This is a genomic window from Sphingopyxis sp. MG (assembly GCF_002953155.1).
Classification (GTDB): Bacteria; Pseudomonadota; Alphaproteobacteria; order Sphingomonadales; family Sphingomonadaceae; genus Sphingopyxis; species Sphingopyxis granuli.
Genome location: NZ_CP026381.1, coordinates 326,701 through 344,653, shown reverse-complemented (window position 1 = coordinate 344,653; position 17,953 = coordinate 326,701). Strand labels below are relative to the sequence as shown.

General features: G+C 66.2%; 16 protein-coding genes and 1 tRNA gene. 7 read left to right on the top strand and 10 right to left on the bottom strand.

The genetic code is table 11. From position 1 onward, the window contains the following. Positions 1-11: 11 nt before the first annotated feature. Positions 12-2,318: a TonB-dependent receptor gene (locus tag C3E99_RS01590; protein ID WP_083674984.1), complete on the bottom strand. Its 2,307-nt coding sequence runs from the start codon at positions 2,316-2,318 to the stop codon at positions 12-14. Positions 2,319-2,852: 534 nt separating this feature from the next. On the opposite strand from C3E99_RS01590, the gene C3E99_RS01585 reads away from it, so the two are divergent. Then, entirely contained in the window at positions 2,853-3,425 is a 573-nt protein-coding gene (locus C3E99_RS01585; RefSeq protein WP_067105207.1) for a TetR/AcrR family transcriptional regulator, read from the top strand. Positions 3,426-3,491: 66 nt separating this feature from the next. On the opposite strand, the gene C3E99_RS01580 is transcribed toward C3E99_RS01585, so the two are convergent. From C3E99_RS01580 to C3E99_RS01570, 3 genes are read right to left on the bottom strand one after another with little or no spacing between them, the layout of a single operon-like run. Beyond that, positions 3,492-4,718, bottom strand: a complete 1,227-nt coding sequence (locus C3E99_RS01580) for an acyl-CoA dehydrogenase family protein (protein WP_076074008.1) — start codon at positions 4,716-4,718, stop codon at positions 3,492-3,494. A gap of 15 nt (positions 4,719-4,733) precedes the next feature. Further along, on the bottom strand, positions 4,734-5,480 hold the full coding sequence (locus tag C3E99_RS01575) for an SDR family NAD(P)-dependent oxidoreductase (RefSeq protein ID WP_067105209.1): 747 nt from the start codon (positions 5,478-5,480) through the stop codon (positions 4,734-4,736). 10 nt (positions 5,481-5,490) lie between these two features. Next, entirely contained in the window at positions 5,491-6,522 is a 1,032-nt protein-coding gene (locus tag C3E99_RS01570) for a phosphotransferase family protein (RefSeq protein WP_234002560.1), read from the bottom strand. 323 nt (positions 6,523-6,845) lie between these two features. Between C3E99_RS01570 and C3E99_RS01565 the strand changes: the two genes are divergently transcribed. After that, positions 6,846-7,451 carry a TetR/AcrR family transcriptional regulator gene (locus C3E99_RS01565; protein WP_076074006.1) on the top strand — a complete coding sequence of 202 codons (606 nt, stop codon included), beginning with the start codon at positions 6,846-6,848 and terminating at the stop codon, positions 7,449-7,451. A 215-nt stretch (positions 7,452-7,666) separates the two neighbouring features. Here the strand turns inward: C3E99_RS01565 and C3E99_RS01560 are convergent, their stop codons facing one another. After that, positions 7,667-8,809, bottom strand: a complete 1,143-nt coding sequence (locus C3E99_RS01560) for an acyl-CoA dehydrogenase family protein (protein ID WP_076074003.1) — start codon at positions 8,807-8,809, stop codon at positions 7,667-7,669. A 29-nt stretch (positions 8,810-8,838) separates the two neighbouring features. On the opposite strand from C3E99_RS01560, the gene C3E99_RS19595 reads away from it, so the two are divergent. After that, positions 8,839-9,168, top strand: a complete 330-nt coding sequence (locus C3E99_RS19595; RefSeq protein WP_158682043.1) for a hypothetical protein — start codon at positions 8,839-8,841, stop codon at positions 9,166-9,168. 331 nt (positions 9,169-9,499) lie between these two features. Further along, positions 9,500-10,168 (top strand): hypothetical protein, encoded by a 669-nt coding sequence (locus C3E99_RS01550; protein WP_234002559.1) that lies wholly within the window; start codon positions 9,500-9,502, stop codon positions 10,166-10,168. Between the two features lie 75 nt (positions 10,169-10,243). Here the strand turns inward: C3E99_RS01550 and C3E99_RS19590 are convergent, their stop codons facing one another. The 3 genes from C3E99_RS19590 to C3E99_RS01540 all read right to left on the bottom strand — a co-directional run bounded on the left by C3E99_RS19590 (position 10,244) and on the right by C3E99_RS01540 (position 11,884). Continuing rightward, complete coding sequence (locus tag C3E99_RS19590; RefSeq protein WP_158682042.1) at positions 10,244-10,507, bottom strand: hypothetical protein; 264 nt, start codon at positions 10,505-10,507, stop codon at positions 10,244-10,246. 162 nt (positions 10,508-10,669) lie between these two features. Continuing rightward, positions 10,670-10,744, bottom strand: a tRNA-Gln gene (locus tag C3E99_RS01545). A 54-nt stretch (positions 10,745-10,798) separates the two neighbouring features. Beyond that, positions 10,799-11,884: a branched-chain amino acid aminotransferase gene (locus tag C3E99_RS01540; protein WP_076074001.1), complete on the bottom strand. Its 1,086-nt coding sequence runs from the start codon at positions 11,882-11,884 to the stop codon at positions 10,799-10,801. Between the two features lie 76 nt (positions 11,885-11,960). Between C3E99_RS01540 and C3E99_RS01535 the strand changes: the two genes are divergently transcribed. Next, complete coding sequence (locus C3E99_RS01535; protein ID WP_076073998.1) at positions 11,961-12,470, top strand: MarR family winged helix-turn-helix transcriptional regulator; 510 nt, start codon at positions 11,961-11,963, stop codon at positions 12,468-12,470. 22 nt (positions 12,471-12,492) lie between these two features. On the opposite strand, the gene proC is transcribed toward C3E99_RS01535, so the two are convergent. Both proC and C3E99_RS01525 read right to left on the bottom strand, forming a co-directional pair. After that, positions 12,493-13,323: a pyrroline-5-carboxylate reductase gene (gene proC, locus C3E99_RS01530; protein WP_076073996.1), complete on the bottom strand. Its 831-nt coding sequence runs from the start codon at positions 13,321-13,323 to the stop codon at positions 12,493-12,495. A 19-nt stretch (positions 13,324-13,342) separates the two neighbouring features. Beyond that, a complete protein-coding gene (locus C3E99_RS01525) occupies positions 13,343-15,016 on the bottom strand; it encodes an alkaline phosphatase family protein (RefSeq protein ID WP_234002558.1) in 1,674 nt (557 codons plus the stop codon). Between the two features lie 95 nt (positions 15,017-15,111). On the opposite strand from C3E99_RS01525, the gene C3E99_RS01520 reads away from it, so the two are divergent. Both C3E99_RS01520 and C3E99_RS01515 read left to right on the top strand, forming a co-directional pair. Beyond that, positions 15,112-17,178 (top strand): protein-disulfide reductase DsbD family protein, encoded by a 2,067-nt coding sequence (locus tag C3E99_RS01520; RefSeq protein WP_083675190.1) that lies wholly within the window; start codon positions 15,112-15,114, stop codon positions 17,176-17,178. Beyond that, the gene (locus C3E99_RS01515; RefSeq protein ID WP_076073990.1) at positions 17,175-17,915 is read left to right on the top strand and encodes a TlyA family RNA methyltransferase; all 741 of its coding nucleotides are present in this window, start codon (positions 17,175-17,177) and stop codon (positions 17,913-17,915) included. The genes C3E99_RS01520 and C3E99_RS01515 overlap by 4 nt, the downstream gene beginning before the upstream one ends. Positions 17,916-17,953 lie beyond the last annotated feature (38 nt).

Below are 17,953 nucleotides of genomic sequence, written 5' to 3'. Positions count from 1 at the left end.
GCTGCCGATCCTCAAAAGCGGACCGTGGCGGATGCGCCATAGGTTCGCGGCTCGCCGTGGATGCAGCGGATCGCCGTGCTTCCGGGGAAGACCCCGTTCCGCAGTCCCAGGGGACCGTCGAGAAGCTGATAGGCGGTGGACGAGCAAAAGGACTGGTTGGTCAGGTTGTTGCCGAACAGGGCGAGGGTCCAGCGCTCGTCCATGCTTCCGATCGAGAATCGGGCACCGATCTGCGCGAAGCCGTCCATGATGGTTTGCGGGTTCCCGTCATTGACCGAACTGAAATAGTCGGAGAGGAACGAGATATTGCCGTTCATCCTCCATTCGAGGTTCGACCCGATGTCGCCGCGCCATTCCGCCGCGACATTGCCGGTGAACTCCGGCGCGAAGGCCACACGTTGCCCTTTCAGGTCCTGCGTTCCCGAAAGGCCGGGCAGGTTGGGCCCGAATTCATAGCTGGTGAACTTCGAGTCCAGATAGGCAAGCGACGCAGTGACCGAGAAATCGCGGACCGGCCGCATGACGACGTCGAATTCCATGCCTTGCTGCCGCAGGCTGCCGGCATTGCGGACGACGAAGCTGGTGCCGTCGAAGCCGCGGTCCTGATAACCGCCGATGTCCATGCGATAGAGCGTCAGATTGGCCTGCAAGCTGTCGTCCAGCCAGCTCGATTTCACACCCAACTCGTAATTGTCGACTTCTTCGCGGGCGAACAGGCGCCGCTGACCAAGCGCCGGCGTGCCGCCGCCCGAATTGAATCCGCCCGACTTGTATCCCGTCGAATAGGTGGCGAAAAGCATCAGGTCGTCGGTCGGCTTGTAGGACAGATTGGCGCGCCACGTCACCTTGCTGTCGTTCAGGGACAGCGGCGTAAGCTCTGCGGCCCGCAGCGCCGCGCCGAAGGGATTGTTGACTTTCTGATCGAACAGGCCGCGCTTTTCATCGCGCGTCCAGCGGACGCCGAGCGTGGCGTCGAGCCGGTCCGTCAGATGAACGGTGGACTGGCCGTAGACGGCATAGCTCTTGACGTTCTGCGAGAATTGAAGGTCCGTGGCCCCGTCGCCGCCGGGAGAAACCAGGGAGGCGTTGCAAGCCGGCCTCTGCGCGGCACTGGCGGCGAGGCCGCAGAAGCCGCTTTGAAGGTTGAAGCCTTCCCCGATCCGATAATCCTCTTCGAAATAATAAAGCCCCGCCACGAAATCCAGCTTCCCGCCGAGAAGCTCGTCGCTGGGCGAAATGATCTGAAGCTCGTGACTCTGGCTCTCGCTGTCGTAATCGCCGGTGCGCGTCACCAGCGGCACCGGCAGATAGCCGAGGTCGCCGTCGAGCTGCGAGGAGGTCCAGTCCCGGTAGCTGTTGATCAGCCGGAAGGTGAACCCGCCGCTATCCAGCGAAAGGTCGCTGCTGACACCCCATTGCCGGTCGCGCAAGTCGCCGACGCGGACGAAATTCGCGTTGCGGTCCCCGATTTCGGTGTCGGGGAGAAGCCCCCCGAGCCGCGCCTGCAAGGCATCGAGTTGAGCGGGGCTGATCGACGAAGCGATGAAGTCGGCATTATATCCGCCGTCTCCCCTGGTCTCGGCATAGTCGCCGCGCACCAGCCAGGTGATGTTTCCAAACTCCGCCTTGATCGATCCGCGCGTGACGAAATCGTCCGCGCCCCCGAACTGCTTGCCGTCGAGGCGGTTGTGCCAATATCCGCCGAACCACTGTCGCAGCGCCGCCACGCGAACCGCGACATTGTCCGACAGCAGGACGTTGATGTAACCGTCGATCTTGTAGCGGTCGGCGTTGCCGATCTCTCCGGTCAGGCGGCCGGAAAAGCTCTGCTCGGGCTCCGCCGTGCGAAGGCTGAGGGCGCCGACGCTGGCATTGCGCCCGAACAGCGTTCCCTGCGGCCCGCGCAGGATTTCGACCGCCGATATGTCCAGAAAGCTGGTGATGACGGCACCGGGGCGCGGGATATAGATGCCGTCGACGAACGACGCGACGCTCGGTTCGGTCGCCGTGTTGCTGGAGGAGGCAATGCCGCGGACGGAAATCCGGACGTTCGCGGCCTGTCCCGGCTTGGTGACCGAAAAGTTCGACGCCACGCGACCCAGGTCGGCAATATCGGCGATATTGGCCTGCTCCATCTGCGCGCTGGAAAAAGCCGCGATCGAGATGGGGACGTCCTGGATATTCTCGGAGCGCTTTTGCGCGGTTACAATGATTTCGTTTTCGCCTTGCGTGGGCTGCACCTCCTGCGCCGAAGCGGCGCCGGCCGAAATCGCAACGAAAACCGCGCCCGACAGCATGAACATGCGTTTTCTATCCATCCCAGCATCCTCTCCATTCGCGATCCGGGAGAGCCTTGGCCCGCCAACCCGAATCCTCTATTTTTTCCTAAACGATCATTAGAATAATATGAGCGGGCTGTCAATGATGGTACAAAATCACGGCGATTTTTCTCGGAATATTGTGAATAACCCCATACGATGTCCATTTGTGGAACCTGGAAGCCTGCATATTAATTTGACTCATTGGACAGCAATTACGATAGCGCCCCGCAACGGCAGGAACACCCCCGTGTCCCGTCTCTCGCGAGCGATTCATACCGGCCTTTGGGGTCGGCATGCCGCTGTGCTACGGTCTTCGGAAAAAAGGGGGTGGACAAGGCCGAGGGACGGCCGGGGGATCCCATATCAAGGATGCCAAGGGCTCACCCGCGACATGCAGGTCGTCGCGCGGAGGGCGGAACATGATCCGGCCCGGCCGACCCGCCGGCCGCTCGCCATCATTTAGGAATCGCCATGCAGTCACCCACCGTCAGCCCCAAAAGAAATCGTCGCTACGCCACGAGGAAGCTCGACGTGATCCAGGGGGCCGCGCGGGTGTTTGCACGGCTGGGTTATCACGGGTCGTCGCTGAACGACGTCGCGAACGAGCTGGGCATGACGCCCGCCGCGCTCTATTATTATGTGCGGTCGAAGGACGAGCTTCTTCTCGAAGCGAACATCTATGCCGCCGGGAAGATCAAAAAGGCTTTTCTGGAGATTTGCGAAGATACGGACAGCTCCGCGCTCCGGAAGATCATCACATATTTCCGGTTCTACGCCGAATGCATGACCGACGACTTCGGTCGCTGCCTCGCCCTCACCACGCCCAACGACCTGCCGTCGCCGTTGCGCGAAAAGAGCCTGGAGCAGCGGCGCGAGCTCACGGACATGGTGCGGCGGCTGATCCGGGAGGGCATCGCCGAAGGGTCGATCCAGAGCTGCGACGACCGGCTTCTGGCGTTCACCCTCTATGCCGCGGCGAACACGCTGGCCCGCTGGTATGCGAGCGACGGCCCGCAAACCGCGGGCGAATTGATGGACGCCATGCTGATGATGCTGGTCAACGGACTGATCCACCCGCCCCTTCCGGACGGCTTTCCCCGCTAGCGCGGTTCACGGAAAGGCGATGCCGGGCGTCCGCCGCCCGGCATCGCCGGAATCCGGATGCGCCGCCTATCGCGCGTTCATCGCGGCATATTCGGCGATCTTCTGCTTGCCAAGCTGCGACATATGCACCTCTTCGGGTCCGTCGGTGATGCGGACATAACGGTTGAGCGTGAAGAAACCGGCAACCGGCGTATCGTCGCTCACCCCCATGCCGCCGTGCACCTGGATCGCGCGGTCGGCGACGGTCTGCGCCATCGTCGGGGCGATCACCTTGATCGCAGCGATCAGGTCCTTCGCCTTCTTGTTGCCGTACCGGTCCATCGCGTCGGCCGCCTTCAGCGTCAGCAGCCGCGCCATTTCCACTTCGCAGAAGCTGCGCGCGACATCCTGCCGGATGCTGCTCTGGTCGGCCAGCTTCTTGCCGAAGGCGACGCGACTGTCGGCGCGGCGCGCCATATGTTCGAGCGCGCGCTGCGCCTGCCCGATCGAGCGCATGCAGTGATGGATGCGCCCCGGCCCGAGCCGCCCCTGCGCGATCTCGAACCCGCGCCCTTCGCCCAGGATCAGATTTTCCTTCGGCACGCGCACATTGTCGAACTTCAGCTCGACCTCGCCGCCCGGCGAATTGTGCGAGCCGAACACGGTCAGATGGCGCACCACCTCGACCCCCGGCGTGTCGCGCGGGACGAGAATCTGCGAGTGCTGGATATGGCGCGGCGCGTCGAAATGCGTCTTGCCCATCACGATGAAGATGTCGCAGCGCGGATGCATCGCGTTCGATATCCACCATTTGCGGCCATTGATCACATATTCGTCGCCGTCGGGCAGGATCGACAGTTCGAGGTTGGTCGCATCGGACGAAGCGACCTGCGGCTCGGTCATCACATATGCCGAGCGGATTTTGCCGGCGAGCAGCGGCTTCAGCCAGCGTTCCTGCTGGTCCGGCGAACCGAATTTGGCCAGCACCTCCATATTGCCGGTGTCAGGCGCCGAGCAGTTGAAGATCTGGCTCGCCCAGGGCACGCGCCCCATCGCTTCGGCCAGCGGCGCATATTCGAGGTTGGAAAGCCCCGGAGAGAATTCGCCATATTCGTGCGGCAGGAACAGGTTCCACAGCCCGGCGGCGCGCGCCTTGTCCTTTAGCGCCTCCATCTGCGGCCATTCCTGCCACAGATTGTTCTGGTCGTGGACGAAGTCGTAATAGGCCCGCTCGTTCGGATAGACATGCTCGTCCATGAAGGCTTCGAGCGTCTTGAGCAGGGCCGCGACCCTGGCGCTATATTCGAAATCCATGTTTTCTGCCTTTCGTTACAGCATCAGCCCGCCGTCGACCACGATGGTCTGGCCCGTGACATAGGAGGCGAGCGGCGAGGCGAGGAAGATGGCGGTGCCCGCCATGTCGGCGGGTGTCCCCAGCCGCTGCTGCGGAATATTCGCGAGCGCGCCTTCGAGCCGGGCGGGATTTTGCGTCGTGACCTTCGTCAGCTTGGTATCGACGAGACCGGGCGCGAGGCCGTTGACGCGGATGCCGTCGGCGGCGAACGCCTGCCCCAGCGTCTTGGTCAGGCTGATCGCCCCGGCCTTCGACGCCGCATAGGCGGGGTTGCCGATATTCGCCTTCAGCCCCGAAACCGAGCTGACGATGACGATCGATCCGCTGCCGTCCGACAGCGCCGCGCGGAACTTGCGAGCGCAGTGCATCAGGCTGTCGAGATTGACCGCCATCACCCGGTCCCAACCCGCGCGCTCGAATTCGCCGCGGCGATAGACGACGGTCCCCTGGCACAGGATCAGCACGTCGAGGCCCCCGTCAAACGAAGCCGGCGCGGGCGCGGCCTCGATCGCGTCGGGGTCGCCGACATCGACGCAGTCATAGCCGAGGCCCGACAGGTCGGACCCGTCGGCGGGGTCGTAATCCGCGGCATCGGCGCGCGTGCCCCAGACATGGACCCGCGCGCCGCGTTCGCGGAACCCGTGCGCGATGCCGTTGCCGATTCCGCTCGACCCGCCGACGACAAGCACGCGCTTGCCGGAAAAGTCGGTATCGTCCTTCATCTTCTTCCTTTCAGCCAATGCGGCGCAATGCGCGCGCGAACAGGTCGACACTATGGGCATGGAGCCGGTCGCCCGTCTCGCGCGGCGCCTTTCCGGCGCAGGCGCGGGCGTACGTGCCTTCGAGGATGATGCCGAGCTTGAAGCAGGCAAGCACGACATACCAGTCGAGCGCCGCGAGGTCGCGTCCGCTGACGGCGCCATAATGCGCGACCAGTTCCGCCGGCGTCGCAAAGCCTTGCCACGGCGTCGCCGCTACGTCGGTCGCGCGCGGGACGTCGCCCTCGGGCCAGGTCGCGAGCAACCAGCCAAGATCGAGCAGCGGATCGCCGATCGTGCTGAGTTCCCAGTCGACGACGGCGGCCAGGTCGCCGCCGTCGGGGCGGACCATGACGTTTGCGAGATGGAAATCGCCGTGGATGATCCCGGGGCGGAAATCCGCCGGCCGGTGCCTGTCGAGCCAGCGCCCGACGGTGTCGACGCCCGGGATCGCATCGGGGCCGGGCCAGCCCGGCAGATCGGCGTAGGAGGCAAGCTGCGCCCGCCAGCGGCCGACCTGCCGCTCCAGATAATTGTCGGTCTTGCCGAACCCTTCGAGCCCGGCGGCGCGATAGTCGATCGCCCCCAGCGCCGCGATCGCTTCCACCATCGACAGGCCGATGCGATGGCGGATCACCGGGTCGCCGGCATGCAACGGCGGCAATCCCGCCACCGGATTGAAGCCGTCCACGGGCTCCATCAAATAGAAGGCCGCGCCGATCACCGCCTCGTCGGGACATGCGGCAATCAACCGCGGATGCGGAACGCCCTTTCCGGCAAGGCCCGCCAGGACGCGCGCTTCGCGCCGCATCGCTTCGTTGGAGTTGGCGCGCAGATTGAACGGAGGACGGCGCAGCACATAGACCTCTTCGCCGCGCGTGAAGCGCAGCAGGATATTCTGCGTGCCGCCCGATAGCGGATGCGCGTCGACGATCGGGCCCGTCCCGATGCCCTGTCCATCCATCCATACCCGCAGCGCGGCCAGGTCGACCCCTTCGATCATCATCGCCCCTTCACGCATTCCAGTCACCTGATAGCGCATCCCGGCATGGCCGCCAGAAGCAATACCCTCATCCCGCTTCTCTATTTTCATCCGAACAGTTAGTAGATTTATTGGACTTCGCTGTCAATCGGTGGCACCTCTTTCTGCCATAAAGAGGCCTTCGTCATTGCAAATTTCAACGCGCGGTTTATTTGACGTTGAAGCTGATTAATCGTTTCGCAGGATTGGATTAAGAGGCGGCACCAACGGGCATCCCGGGCGTGGCACGGGGCCCGACGTTTGTCATTGCCGCCCACGACACCTGCAACCGTAACGAAGGACGAAAGATGGACGCAGTCTCTGCAAAACGGTCGCCGCGCCCGCGAAAGCAGAAATTCTTCGACCGGCACGACGAGGTCATCCGCGCCGCCGCCCGCGTCTTTGCCGAGAAGGGGTTTCGGCATGCGACGCTGGAGGATATCGCGGATGCGCTCGATATCACCCGCGCCGCCCTTTATTATTACGCGCGCAGCAAGGACGAACTGGCAACCCAATGTTCGGACAAGGCGGCCGAGCAATTCAACGAGGCGGTCGAAAGCGCGCAGCGGCACCAGACCGGCCGCGAACAGATCGTCGCCTTCTTCCGCCGGTATGCGGAGATCATCTGCGACGATTTCGGACGGTTCTTCGTCCGGCTCAACATCACGGAGCTGGCCGAGCCCGCCCAGATACGAACCAGGGTCGGACAGCGCGAGCTTCACGAAGCGGTGCAATCCATGATCGCGGCCGGCATCGCGGACGGAACGCTCCGCGATGCGGACCAGAAGGATATAAGCCGCATTCTGTTCGGCGCGTTCAACGGCATCGTCCGATGGTATCGCCCGGGATCGCGCGCGCCCAGTCAGGTCGCGGACGATTTTCTCGCCATCTTTCTGCGCGGTCTTACGGCCTGAGGCCTTGGCCGGTTCAAGGGATGCGCCTTGCGGCAGCCCCGAGCCTGCCGGCCTATATGCTCCTCAGGCAGGCAAGGGTTTGTTCCCCGGCGAAAGCCGGGGTCCAGATGGCGTAGCGCAGCCCCGCGTGGGCCCGGCTTTCGCCGGGGAACGATTCCTTGCCGAAAAAGGGATCGTCACCGATCCTGCCGGAGTCCCTCGGCCGGCCTTGGACGCTACAGCGACCGCCCCACCAGCTCGCGCTGGATCTCGTTGGCGCCGCCATAGATGCGTTGCACGCGGGCATCGGTGTACATGCGGGCGATTGGATATTCGCGCATATAGCCATAGCCGCCGAAAAACTGCAGGCAGCGGTCGATGACTTCGACCTGCCGGTCGGTGAGCCAGAATTTCGCCATCGAGGCGAGCGTGGGATCGAGCGTCCCGTCGACCCATTTCTCGATCACATGATCGCAAAAGGTCCGGCACGCCAGCACGGTGGCCTTGATGTCGGCGAGTTCGAAGCGCGTGTTCTGGAAATCGACGATCGCCTTGCCGAACGCCTTGCGCTCCTTCACATAGTCCAGCGTCAGCGCCAGTGCGCGCTCCATCGCGCCCTGCGCGGAGATCGCGATCGCCGCCCGCTCATAGGGAAGCTGCCCCATCAGCTGGTAAAAGCCCTGCCCCTCGACGCCTCCCAGCACATTGTCCGCCGGCACGGTACAATCGTCGAAATACATTTCCGACGTATCGGCGCCTTCTATGCCGATCTTGTCGAGGCATTTCCCGCGCCGGAATCCGGGCGTGGCAGTCTCGACGAGGATCAGGGAAATCCCCTTCGCCCCCTCGGCGCCCGTCCGCGCGACGACCAGGACGAGATCGCTCTGCTGGCCGTTCGTGATAAAGGTCTTTGCGCCATTGACGACATAGGCGTCTCCGACCCGGTCGGCACGGCAGCGGATGGCCTGCAAATCCGACCCGGTGCCGGGCTCGGTCATCGCGATCGAGCAGATGACCTCGCCGCTCGCGATACCGGGCAACCAGCGGAGCTTCTGCGCTTCGGTGCCGAAAGCGAGGATATAGTGTCCTACGATGTGGCTGAGCATCACCCCGAACGCGGCATCGCCGACGCGCGCCTGCTCGCGGATGACAACCGCCATATGCGCCGGCGTGCCACCCGATCCCCCATATTGTTCGGGCACGTCGGGCAGGATGATCCCCAGTTCGCCTGCCTTGCGCCACACGTCCCGCCCCGTTCGCTTCGCTTCGCGCCATTTCAGGTCGTTCGGCTCGACCTGTTCGCGAAAGAAGCGCGCGACCACCGCCTCGAACTGTTCGAGGTCGCCATCCATCCAGTGGGACGAATAATTTTCGAACATTTGCATTTCTTCCCTCATCCCTGCGGCCGATGTTCAAGCTGGCCCGTGTCGCTATTAATTCTAATGACTATTTAGAAGAATTTTTTTGCGCGTCAATCCATTGGGAATCGAACGACGACACCGGCCGGCCGATCGAACGCGGCCGGCACGGACCGGGCGGAGTCGGCATCCGGAGGCGGAGCGGGATGATGATCGCGCCCCCATGGGGCACGAAGCTTGAGGCGTGCAGCGCCGGTGGCGCCCGGCGCATTTGTCGCCATGACGGCGAGATCAGCGCCGGCGATGCGTTAGCGCACCCGCCGGCACCGATCATCGCGAGCCGATACCGTCAATATTTGAACGAGACGGTGACGCCGTAGGTCGCCGGGCGGCCGGCGTAACGCGCAACTGCCAGTTCGTCATCGGCGAGGACGACATGACGACCCCGGCCGATTACGTTCTCCAGGCCTCCAAAAACCGCTGTCGGTTGAAGCCGAATGATGGCGGCCGGCGCCTGCGCGATCTTGCCCGCCCTCGCTCTTGTCATCGGCCTGACGCGCCCCTATCCCGCGCAAACGCCGCCGCCACCGAAAAAGGCTTTCCCTGATCCCTGTTCCGGCCACTCCCTACGCGGAACCGCTCGGCATCGGCGCCGGACGGCGCACGCTTTCCATAAGCCTGGCCCTGCTGATCACCGGCGGCCTGCTGCTCATGCTCCTCACCTTCGGCGTAGGGAAACCGACGGATAACAGGGAGGAGCGCGTCACGATCGTGACCCTGGAGGCCGCTGGAAATTCGGAAGAAGCGCCCGAACCGGACAACCGGGAACGCGAGCAAGCCGAAGAGAAACCTGCGCCGACCCAGCCGGCTGCCGAGCCGCAACCGGAAACGCCCAAGCCTCCGCCCACGCCAATCCTCAACCCGACAGCCGCGCCGCCCCCGCCAACCCCGAGTGAGCGGCCACCCGCGCCGCAACCTCCCCAGCCCGTCCTCCGGCCGTCCGACGGAAAGGTTTACGGGCCGCCCAACAGCGGCGGCCGGTCCTCTGCTTTCCGCGATACGGAACAGGTAGGAACGGCGCCCAACGGCGAACCGCTTTATGCCGCCGCCTGGTATCGCGAGCCAAGCGACAACGAACTGCGCGGCTATCTATCCACCGCCAGCGGCCCCGGCTGGGGCCTGATCGCCTGCCGCACAGCACCCGATTACCGCGTCGAGGATTGCGTCGGACTCGACGAATATCCAAGCGGATCGCAGATCAATCGCGCGGTGCTCGCCGCAGCCTGGCAATTCAGGGTGCGACCTCCGCGACGCGGCGGACAGCTATTGGTCGGCGCCTGGGTCCGTATCAGAATCGATTACGGCACGGGACGGCGTTAGGTTCAGCCGTGGCGGCTTCGTGCGGCAGGATTTCCCGCCCCACCCAAGCCATGATTCTCGCGCGCTTCTCCCGGTTCACGTCATTCGTCTTTTTCGCTCCCGTTCATCCCAACGATGCACGACGGAAGAATTGCCGTAAATTTTGTGCATTTTTTGCTCGAAGCCATCAACGTCCATCCCCAAGGGCCGAGCGCGATCGAATGGGCGTGCGAGTTTTTGGCGCGTCAGGTCGGGGGCAATCCTCAAGCCCGGCATCAAGGGATCACCGAGCGAACCTGTTTTGAGCACGTCGATCGACGCAGGCGTAAAACCACCTTTCCTGGACATGACCGACTCCATCGCCGGCTCCCCGAGGCAGGAAAACAGGTAACAAATCGGGTAACAATATCTGTCCAAACCAGTCCGAAACTGGCGGAATCTGCCTCGACCCCTCTGGCTCGTCCGTTGTCTGAAAACTCACCTTTTCGGCCGAATCCCAAAGTGATTCGACCAGAATCCGGCTGGCTGGGGCGGCAGGATTCGAACCTGCGCATGGCGGTACCAAAAACCGCTGCCTTACCGCTTGGCTACGCCCCAACGGCCGGTGCGAGCGCGCTCTATAGCGTTTCGCGAATGGTTGGCAAGGCGGCCCTAGAGGCGCGTCACCCAGCCGTGGGGGTCCGCCGCCCGGCCGCGCTGGATGTCGACCAGCTTTTCCTTCAGCATCGCCGTCACCTGTCCAGGGCCCCCGGCACCGATGGTGAAACTGCCCGCGCCGCGCGCCACCTTGCCCACCGGAGTCACCACCGCCGCGGTGCCGCAGGCGAAGCTTTCGGTGAGGCGACCGCTTTCCGCATCGGCCTGCCACTGGTCGATCGCATAGGGTTCCTCGCGCACCGTCAGGCCCGCATCGCGCGCCAGCGTCATGATCGCATCGCGCGTGATGCCGGGCAGGATGCTACCGGTCAGCGGCGGGGTGACGAGGCTGCCGTCCGCAAAGACGAAGAACATGTTCATCCCGCCCAGTTCCTCGATCCAGCGATGCTCGGCCGCGTCGAGGAAAACGACCTGGTCGTGCCCCTTGGCGATCGCCTGCTGCTGCGCGACGAGACTCGCGGCATAGTTGCCGCCACATTTGGCGGCGCCGGTGCCGCCCGGCGCGGCGCGCGTATAATCCTCCGACACCCAGAGCGAGACCGCCGGGGCGCCCGACTTGAAATAGTTGCCGACCGGCGAAGCGATGACGAGGAAATGATATTCGGCCGCCGGCTTGACGCCGAGGAACACCTCGCTCGCATACATGAAGGGACGCAGATAGAGCGCGCCGCCCTCCACCTGCGGGAACCAGTCGGCGTCGACGCGCACGATCTGCTTCACCGCCTCGATGAACAATTCCTCCGGCAGTTCGGCCATCGCCATGCGGCGCGCGCTGGCGTTGAAGCGCGCGGCGTTGGCCTCGACACGGAACAGCGCCATCGCCCCGTCGTCGAGCCGATAGGCCTTGAGCCCTTCGAATATTTCCTGCGCATAATGGAGTACCGCTGTCGCGGGGTCGAGCAGCAGCGGGCCGCGCGGCATCACCTGCGCATCGTGCCAGCCCTTTCCTTCCGCATAGCGGATCGACACCATATGGTCGGTGAAGACACGCCCGAACGCCGGGTCCGCGATCGCCGCCGCGCGGACATCCTGTGCCGTGGGATTGGGATGCGGCAGACGGGCAAAGGCGGGAGCGGACATGGATGACCTGTTCGTTGGGGGTGGATCGGTGCGCGCCTCTTGCCAAAGCAAGGGCGCAGGCGCAACGGGAGTCGCCATGGCCGAGGAAAATTTCCTGTCGCAAGTCCCCGCCGCTTCCGCTCTTTTCTTACGCGAGGAAGAAGTCCGCCGGGGCATCGAATATCTGTTTTTCGGCCACGCCGCGCTGTGGCGGACGATCGACGCGCGGCTGGCGGAAAACGGCCTGGGCCGCGCGCATTACCGGGCGCTCTATTTCATCGCGCGCCAGCCGGGGCTGACGATCTCCGACCTGCTCGCACTGCTCGGCATCACCAAGCAGTCATTGGGACGCGTGATCAAGGAGATGGAGGCGCGCGCGCTGCTGGCGACGCGGCCGGGCAACCGCGACCGGCGGCAGAAGGAATTGCGGCTGACCCCCGAGGGACGCCAGCTCGAAAGCGCGATCTTCTCGCAGCTCCGCGACGCGATGAGCCGCGCCTACACCCACGCGGGGCAGGCCGCGGTCACGGGGTTCTGGCAGGTCAACGAAGCGCTGCTGCCGCCGCGCGATCGCGGCCGGATCGCGAAACTGGGGACAGAGGCCTGACCCCGCAGCAGAACCGAAAAGCCTATTCCTCGCCGCGCGCCAGATCGGCGAGCTCGCGGCCGCGGTCGCGCGCCGCGCGCAGGACGTTGGTCATCAGCGCGACGAGCTGGCCATCCTCGTCGAGCACGTCGAGTCCCGCCTGCGTCGTGCCCCCCTTGCTCGCGACCTGCGCGACGAGGGCGCCGGGCTTTTCGCCGCTGGCGTCGAGCAGCGCGGTCGCGCCGCCGAAGGTTGCGGCCGCCAGTGTCAGCGAATCCTCGTTCGACAGGCCGAGCCGCTCGCCGGCGGCGGCATAGGCCTCGATCAGGCGAAAGACGAAGGCGGGGCCGCTGCCGGTGAAGGCGGTGATCAGGTCCATCGAAGAATCGTCGGCAAGCGTGACGACCTGGCCGAGCGCCGCCAGCATCGCCGTCAGCATGTCGCCGTCGGCATCGCCGCTGGTGGCGAGCGCCGACACGCCCGCGCCGATCCGCGCCGCGAGGTTGGGCAGGATGCGCGCCTGCGCCCGGGCGGCCGGAAAGCGCGCGGCGAGATCCGCGAGCGAGACGCCCGCCAGGATCGACAGGAGATGGGTATCGCCGGTCACGACCGGCGCCAGCGCGTCCGCGACCTCGCCAAGCTGCTGCGGCTTCATGCCGAGCATCACCCAGTCGGCGGCGCCGTCGGCCGCCTGCCAGTCGGCGAGCATCGCATGGAGCGCGACCCCGTCGCGGGGCTTCGCGGCCGGATCGACGACCGCGACGCGCGCGGGGTCGAGCCCCGCCGCCAGCCAGCGGTCGAGCATCGCCCCCGCCATGTTGCCACAACCGACCAGCAGCATCCGGCCGGAAAAATCCCGCAAAACCTTTGTCATGATCCTTGTCTCTCGTCCCTCAGCGGCAACTGCTCTCGGGCCCCGACAGCAGGTCGAGGCAGCTGCCGTCGACTTTGCTCATGTCGAGCGGCAGGCCGATCAGCGCGGCGAGCGTCGGCAGGATGTCCACCGTCATCACCGCATTGGGCTGCTCGAACCCGGCAAGCCCCTTGCGCCAGAAGAGCATGGGAACGCGCCGGTCGTAGTCCCAGACCGACCCGTGCGTCGCGACATAGCCGAGCCCCGATTCGGGGATCGGCGTCACGCGATCCTTGAGCACGACGATGAAATCGCCCGACCGCTGCGCATTGTAGGAGGCGCGTAGCTTGTCGAGCAGGCTCCAGGTGTCGGCGGCGCGCTTCGAAATCGGGCGCGACGCCAGTTCTTCGGCGGTCACGACCGCCTCGACCTGCGGATGCGCGCGATAGCGGGCGACGAGTTCGGCGAGCGCCGCCTTGCGCTGCGCCGGGGTCAGCGCCTTCGACAGATACATGTCGCCGAACGGACCGTCGGCGTGGAAGAGCGGCTGTGGCAGGCCCAGCTTCTCGGCCACCGCCTTGCCGATCGCCGCGGGGTCGAGCGTCCGCGCGACGCGTTCGGCGGCGGGCCAGCCGTTTTGGCGATTGCGCTCGGGCATGTCGTGCCCACCGTGATCGGCAGTCAGCGCGACCACATAATCGATGCCGGTCGCATCGAGCCGGGTGAAGAAATCGCCGAGTTCGCGGTCGAGCGCGAGCATCTGGAGGCACATCTCGCTGCCTTCGGTGCCGACGCCGTGACCGATATAGTCGGTCGCCGACAGGCCGAGGATCAGCAGGTCGGTCGCCTCGCCCTCGCCGAGCCTGCGCGCCTGCCGCAGCGCGGTCGCCGCCGCGAGCACCGCGCCATCGGCCTCGGGCGAGGCCATGAAACGACGGAAATCGCCGCCGTCGCGCGCCAGCCGGCCGGTGCCGACAGTGCCGCCCTTGTCGATCGGGATCGCGATGTCGTGCGCGGCGCAGTCGGCGGGCAGCGTCAGGCCGGGGCGCGATTGCGCGATCGCGGCAGCGATGGCCGTGCCCGCCTGCGTCGCGGTCGGCGACAGCGCCCGGCCGCGATAGCTGGTGAGTCCGGTCGGCGCGAGCCACATCAACTCGTCGGCCTGGCGCCCGCCCATCATGATCGCGGCACGGTCCTTGCCCGCGACCGAGACGACCTGCGCCCGCGGGTCGTGCGCCTTCATCAGGTCGCCGAGCGTCGGGACCATCAGATGATCGACCGACGGCGCATATTGGCCGCTGCGCGAACTCGTGCCCGGCACCGTCTCATCCTCGGCGCAATAGAGCCGCTTGTCCTCGCGCGCGGCCGACAGGTCGAAGAAATTATTGGCGACGATGCCGGTATGCGCGGGATGGTTGCCGGTCAGGATCGTCGAATGGCCGGGGCAGGTTTCGGTCGCGCCATGCGCCTGATAGCCCGACGGAAACACCACGCCCGAAGCGAGACGCGCGAGGCCGCCGGTAAAATGGCTGCGATACTGGGCGAACAGGTCGGCGGAGAACTGATCGACCGCGATCATCACGACCAGCTTGGGCGGCGGCGTCGCGGCGGTCACTTTCTGCACTGGGGGCGCCGCATCCTGAGCGAGGCCCGCACCGGCGCCGGCGACGCAGAGGGCGGCGGCAAGCGCGGTGGTCAGATGTTTCAGCGTCACGGGCCTTCTCCGTTGCGGGTGTCGGTGCGGGCTGTCCTCTCGGCGAAAGCCGCCTATATGGCAAGCCTTGAAAGGCGAACGGAAGCGGCATGGGCATGGAGCGTGCGCAAGACAGGTCGATGACGGCGGCGGGCCGCCGCGCGCTGGCGCTGCTCGCGCTCGCCCTGCTGACGCTACTCGTTCCCGGTCAGGTGCACGCTGCGACGCCGCATATCGCGGCAAAGCTGGCCGCCGAATCGCCCGCGCCTTTGCCCGGCGGATCGACGACCGTCGCGCTCGTCATGACTCCCGAGCCGGGCTGGCACGGCTATTGGTCGAACGGCGGCGACGCCGGGTTCGGCATGCAGGTCGAATGGAACCTCCCCGACGGGGTCACCGTCGCGCCCTTTCGCTATCCGGTTCCCGAGGCGCTGATCCTCTTCGGGATGATGAATCATGTCTATGAGCATCCCTACGCGCAGCTCGCCGACGTGCGGGTCGATCGCAGTGTCGCGCCGGGTTCCGACCTGACGCTGACCGGCATCGCCAACTGGCTGGCGTGCACCGACAAGATATGCGTTCCCGAAAAGGCAGTGATCTCGGTCGCGATGCGGGCCGGCGACGGCGCGGTCGCGCCCGCCGCGCGACGCCAGTTCGATGGCTGGCGCGCGCGGCTGCCGCAACCGCTCGACCGGCCGGGAAGGTGGGAACGCCGCGGCGATACGCTGCGCTTCGCCGTCCCGCTGCCCGCGGGCACCGTGCTCGATACCCCGCACCTTTTTCTCGCGACCCGCGACCTCGCCGACTATGCCGCGCCGCAGGCGTTCAGCCGCAACGGCGATCAGTTGATCGTCGAGACGCGCGCTCGCGGCGAGGCGACCGGCGTCGCCGAGGGGCTGCTCAAGCTCTCGGACGGACGCGGCCTGTCGCTGCGGTTCGAGCCGGGCACGGTCCCGGCCGCCGGCAAAGCGGTCGCGGCGGCGAGCCGGCCCGACGCCGCGCTGTTCTGGACCGCGCTCGCCGGGGCGATCCTCGGCGGATTGATCCTCAACCTGATGCCGTGCGTCTTCCCGATCCTCAGCCTGAAGGCGCTCAGCCTCGCACGGTCGGGCGGTGCGGCACGCGAGGCGAAGGTCGAAGCGCTTGCCTACACCGCCGGCGCGGTGGCGACCGCGCTGCTGCTCGGCGGCGCATTGCTGGCGCTGCGCGCCGCGGGCGAGCAGGTCGGCTGGGCTTTCCAGCTCCAGCATCCGGCCAGCATATTGGTCCTGCTCGTCCTCGCCTGCGCGATCACCCTCAACCTGCTTGGCCTTTACGCCTTGCCGTCGTTCGGCGGCGGACAGGCGCTCGCGGCACGCGGCGGGGCGGCGGGCGGCTTCTGGACCGGGGCGCTCGCCGCCTTCGTCGCGACGCCGTGCAGCGGCCCGCTGCTCGGGGCGGCGCTCGGCGCGACGCTCGTCCTGCCCGCCTGGGCGGCATTGCCTATCTTCGGCGGGCTCGGGCTCGGAATCGCCTTGCCCTTCCTCGCCGTCGGCTTCATCCCCGCGCTGCGGCGCCGCCTGCCCCGGCCGGGGCCGTGGATGGATCGCTTTCGCAGGTGGATGGCGCTGCCGATGGGCCTCACGGCGGTGGCGCTGGCATGGCTGCTGTGGCGTCAGGCGGGCGCGACGGGCCTCTTCGCGGCGCTGGGTGCCGTGGTGCTCGCCGGCGCCCTCGCTTTCGCCGCAGGCCGCGCGCAGCGGCATGGGCGTGCCGTCGCGCCGCTGTTCGCGCTGCTGCTGTTGCTCGTCCCGCTCGCATTGTGGACCAACCACGCCGCGCGCGCAGGGGGAACCGCGCCGACCGACGCCACCGCCTTTTCTCCCGACGCGCTCGTCAGGGCCCGCACCTCCGGCAAGCCGGTGTTCGTCTATTTCACTGCCGACTGGTGCCTGTCGTGCAAGGCGAACGAAGCGGGCGCGATCGAGCGCGAGGCGGTGCAGGCTGCGTTCGACAAAGCCGGGGTCACGACGCTCGTCGGCGACTGGACCAACGGCGACCCCATCATCACGCGCACCCTCGCCGAGCATGGACGCAACAGCGTGCCGCTCTACCTCTGGTATGCGCCGGGCGCCGCGCGGCCCGAGATCCTGCCGCAGATATTGACCCCCGGACTGCTGATCGGAAAGGCGCAGCGCCGGTGAGCAAGCAGCGCGCCGACCAGTTGCTCGTCGATCGCGGCCTCGCCGAAAGCCGGACGCGCGCGCAGGCGCTGATCCTCGCCGGGCTCGCCTTCGTCGGCGACCGCAAGATCGACAAGGCGGGGCAGCAGATCGCCGACGATGCCGAGATCAGCATCAAGGGGCGCGATCATCCATGGGTGTCGCGCGGCGGGATCAAGCTCGACCATGCGCTTGCGCATCTCGGCTGGGACGTGGCGGGCGCGGTCGCGATCGACGTGGGTTCGTCGACCGGCGGCTTCACCGATGTGCTGCTTTCGCGCGGCACGGCGCGCGTCCACGCGGTGGATTCGGGCACCAACCAGCTCGCATGGAAGCTGCGGCAGGACCCGCGCGTCATCGTCCACGAACAGACGAGCGCGCGCATCCTGACCGCCGACCATATCCCCGAGCCCATCGGTCTGGTCGTCTGCGACGCGAGCTTCATCGCCTTGTCGAAGGTTCTGCCGGTGCCGCTGTCGTTCACGGCCGAAGGGGCGCGGCTGGTCGCGCTGATCAAGCCGCAGTTCGAGGCGCAGCGGCACGAGGTCGGCAAGAAGGGCGTCGTGCGCGACCCCGCCGTCCATGCGCGCGTGTGCGCGGAGGTCCGCGCATGGATCGAGGAAAGCGGCTGGATCGTGCTCGACCTGATCCAGAGCCCGATTACCGGGCCAGAAGGCAATGTCGAATTTCTGGTCGCGGCGCAAAAGCGGAACGCTTGACGCTGGGCTCGCGAGTCGCGACACCGTTGTCACGCAGA

Bases quoted from the DNA above. Each gene is read 5' to 3' on its own strand.
- C3E99_RS01590 (WP_083674984.1), bottom strand. From the start codon at position 2,318: ATGGATAGAAAACGCATGTTCATGCTGTCGGGCGCGGTTTTCGTTGCG.
- C3E99_RS01580 (WP_076074008.1), bottom strand. From the start codon at position 4,718: ATGGATTTCGAATATAGCGCCAGGGTCGCGGCCCTGCTCAAGACGCTC.
- C3E99_RS01575 (WP_067105209.1), bottom strand. From the start codon at position 5,480: ATGAAGGACGATACCGACTTTTCCGGCAAGCGCGTGCTTGTCGTCGGC.
- C3E99_RS01570 (WP_234002560.1), bottom strand. From the start codon at position 6,522: ATGATGATCGAAGGGGTCGACCTGGCCGCGCTGCGGGTATGGATGGAT.
- C3E99_RS01565 (WP_076074006.1), top strand. From the start codon at position 6,846: ATGGACGCAGTCTCTGCAAAACGGTCGCCGCGCCCGCGAAAGCAGAAA.
- C3E99_RS01560 (WP_076074003.1), bottom strand. From the start codon at position 8,809: ATGTTCGAAAATTATTCGTCCCACTGGATGGATGGCGACCTCGAACAG.
- C3E99_RS19595 (WP_158682043.1), top strand. From the start codon at position 8,839: ATGTTCAAGCTGGCCCGTGTCGCTATTAATTCTAATGACTATTTAGAA.
- C3E99_RS01550 (WP_234002559.1), top strand. From the start codon at position 9,500: ATGCTCCTCACCTTCGGCGTAGGGAAACCGACGGATAACAGGGAGGAG.
- C3E99_RS19590 (WP_158682042.1), bottom strand. From the start codon at position 10,507: ATGGAGTCGGTCATGTCCAGGAAAGGTGGTTTTACGCCTGCGTCGATC.
- C3E99_RS01540 (WP_076074001.1), bottom strand. From the start codon at position 11,884: ATGTCCGCTCCCGCCTTTGCCCGTCTGCCGCATCCCAATCCCACGGCA.
- C3E99_RS01535 (WP_076073998.1), top strand. From the start codon at position 11,961: ATGGCCGAGGAAAATTTCCTGTCGCAAGTCCCCGCCGCTTCCGCTCTT.
- proC (WP_076073996.1), bottom strand. From the start codon at position 13,323: ATGACAAAGGTTTTGCGGGATTTTTCCGGCCGGATGCTGCTGGTCGGT.
- C3E99_RS01520 (WP_083675190.1), top strand. From the start codon at position 15,112: ATGGAGCGTGCGCAAGACAGGTCGATGACGGCGGCGGGCCGCCGCGCG.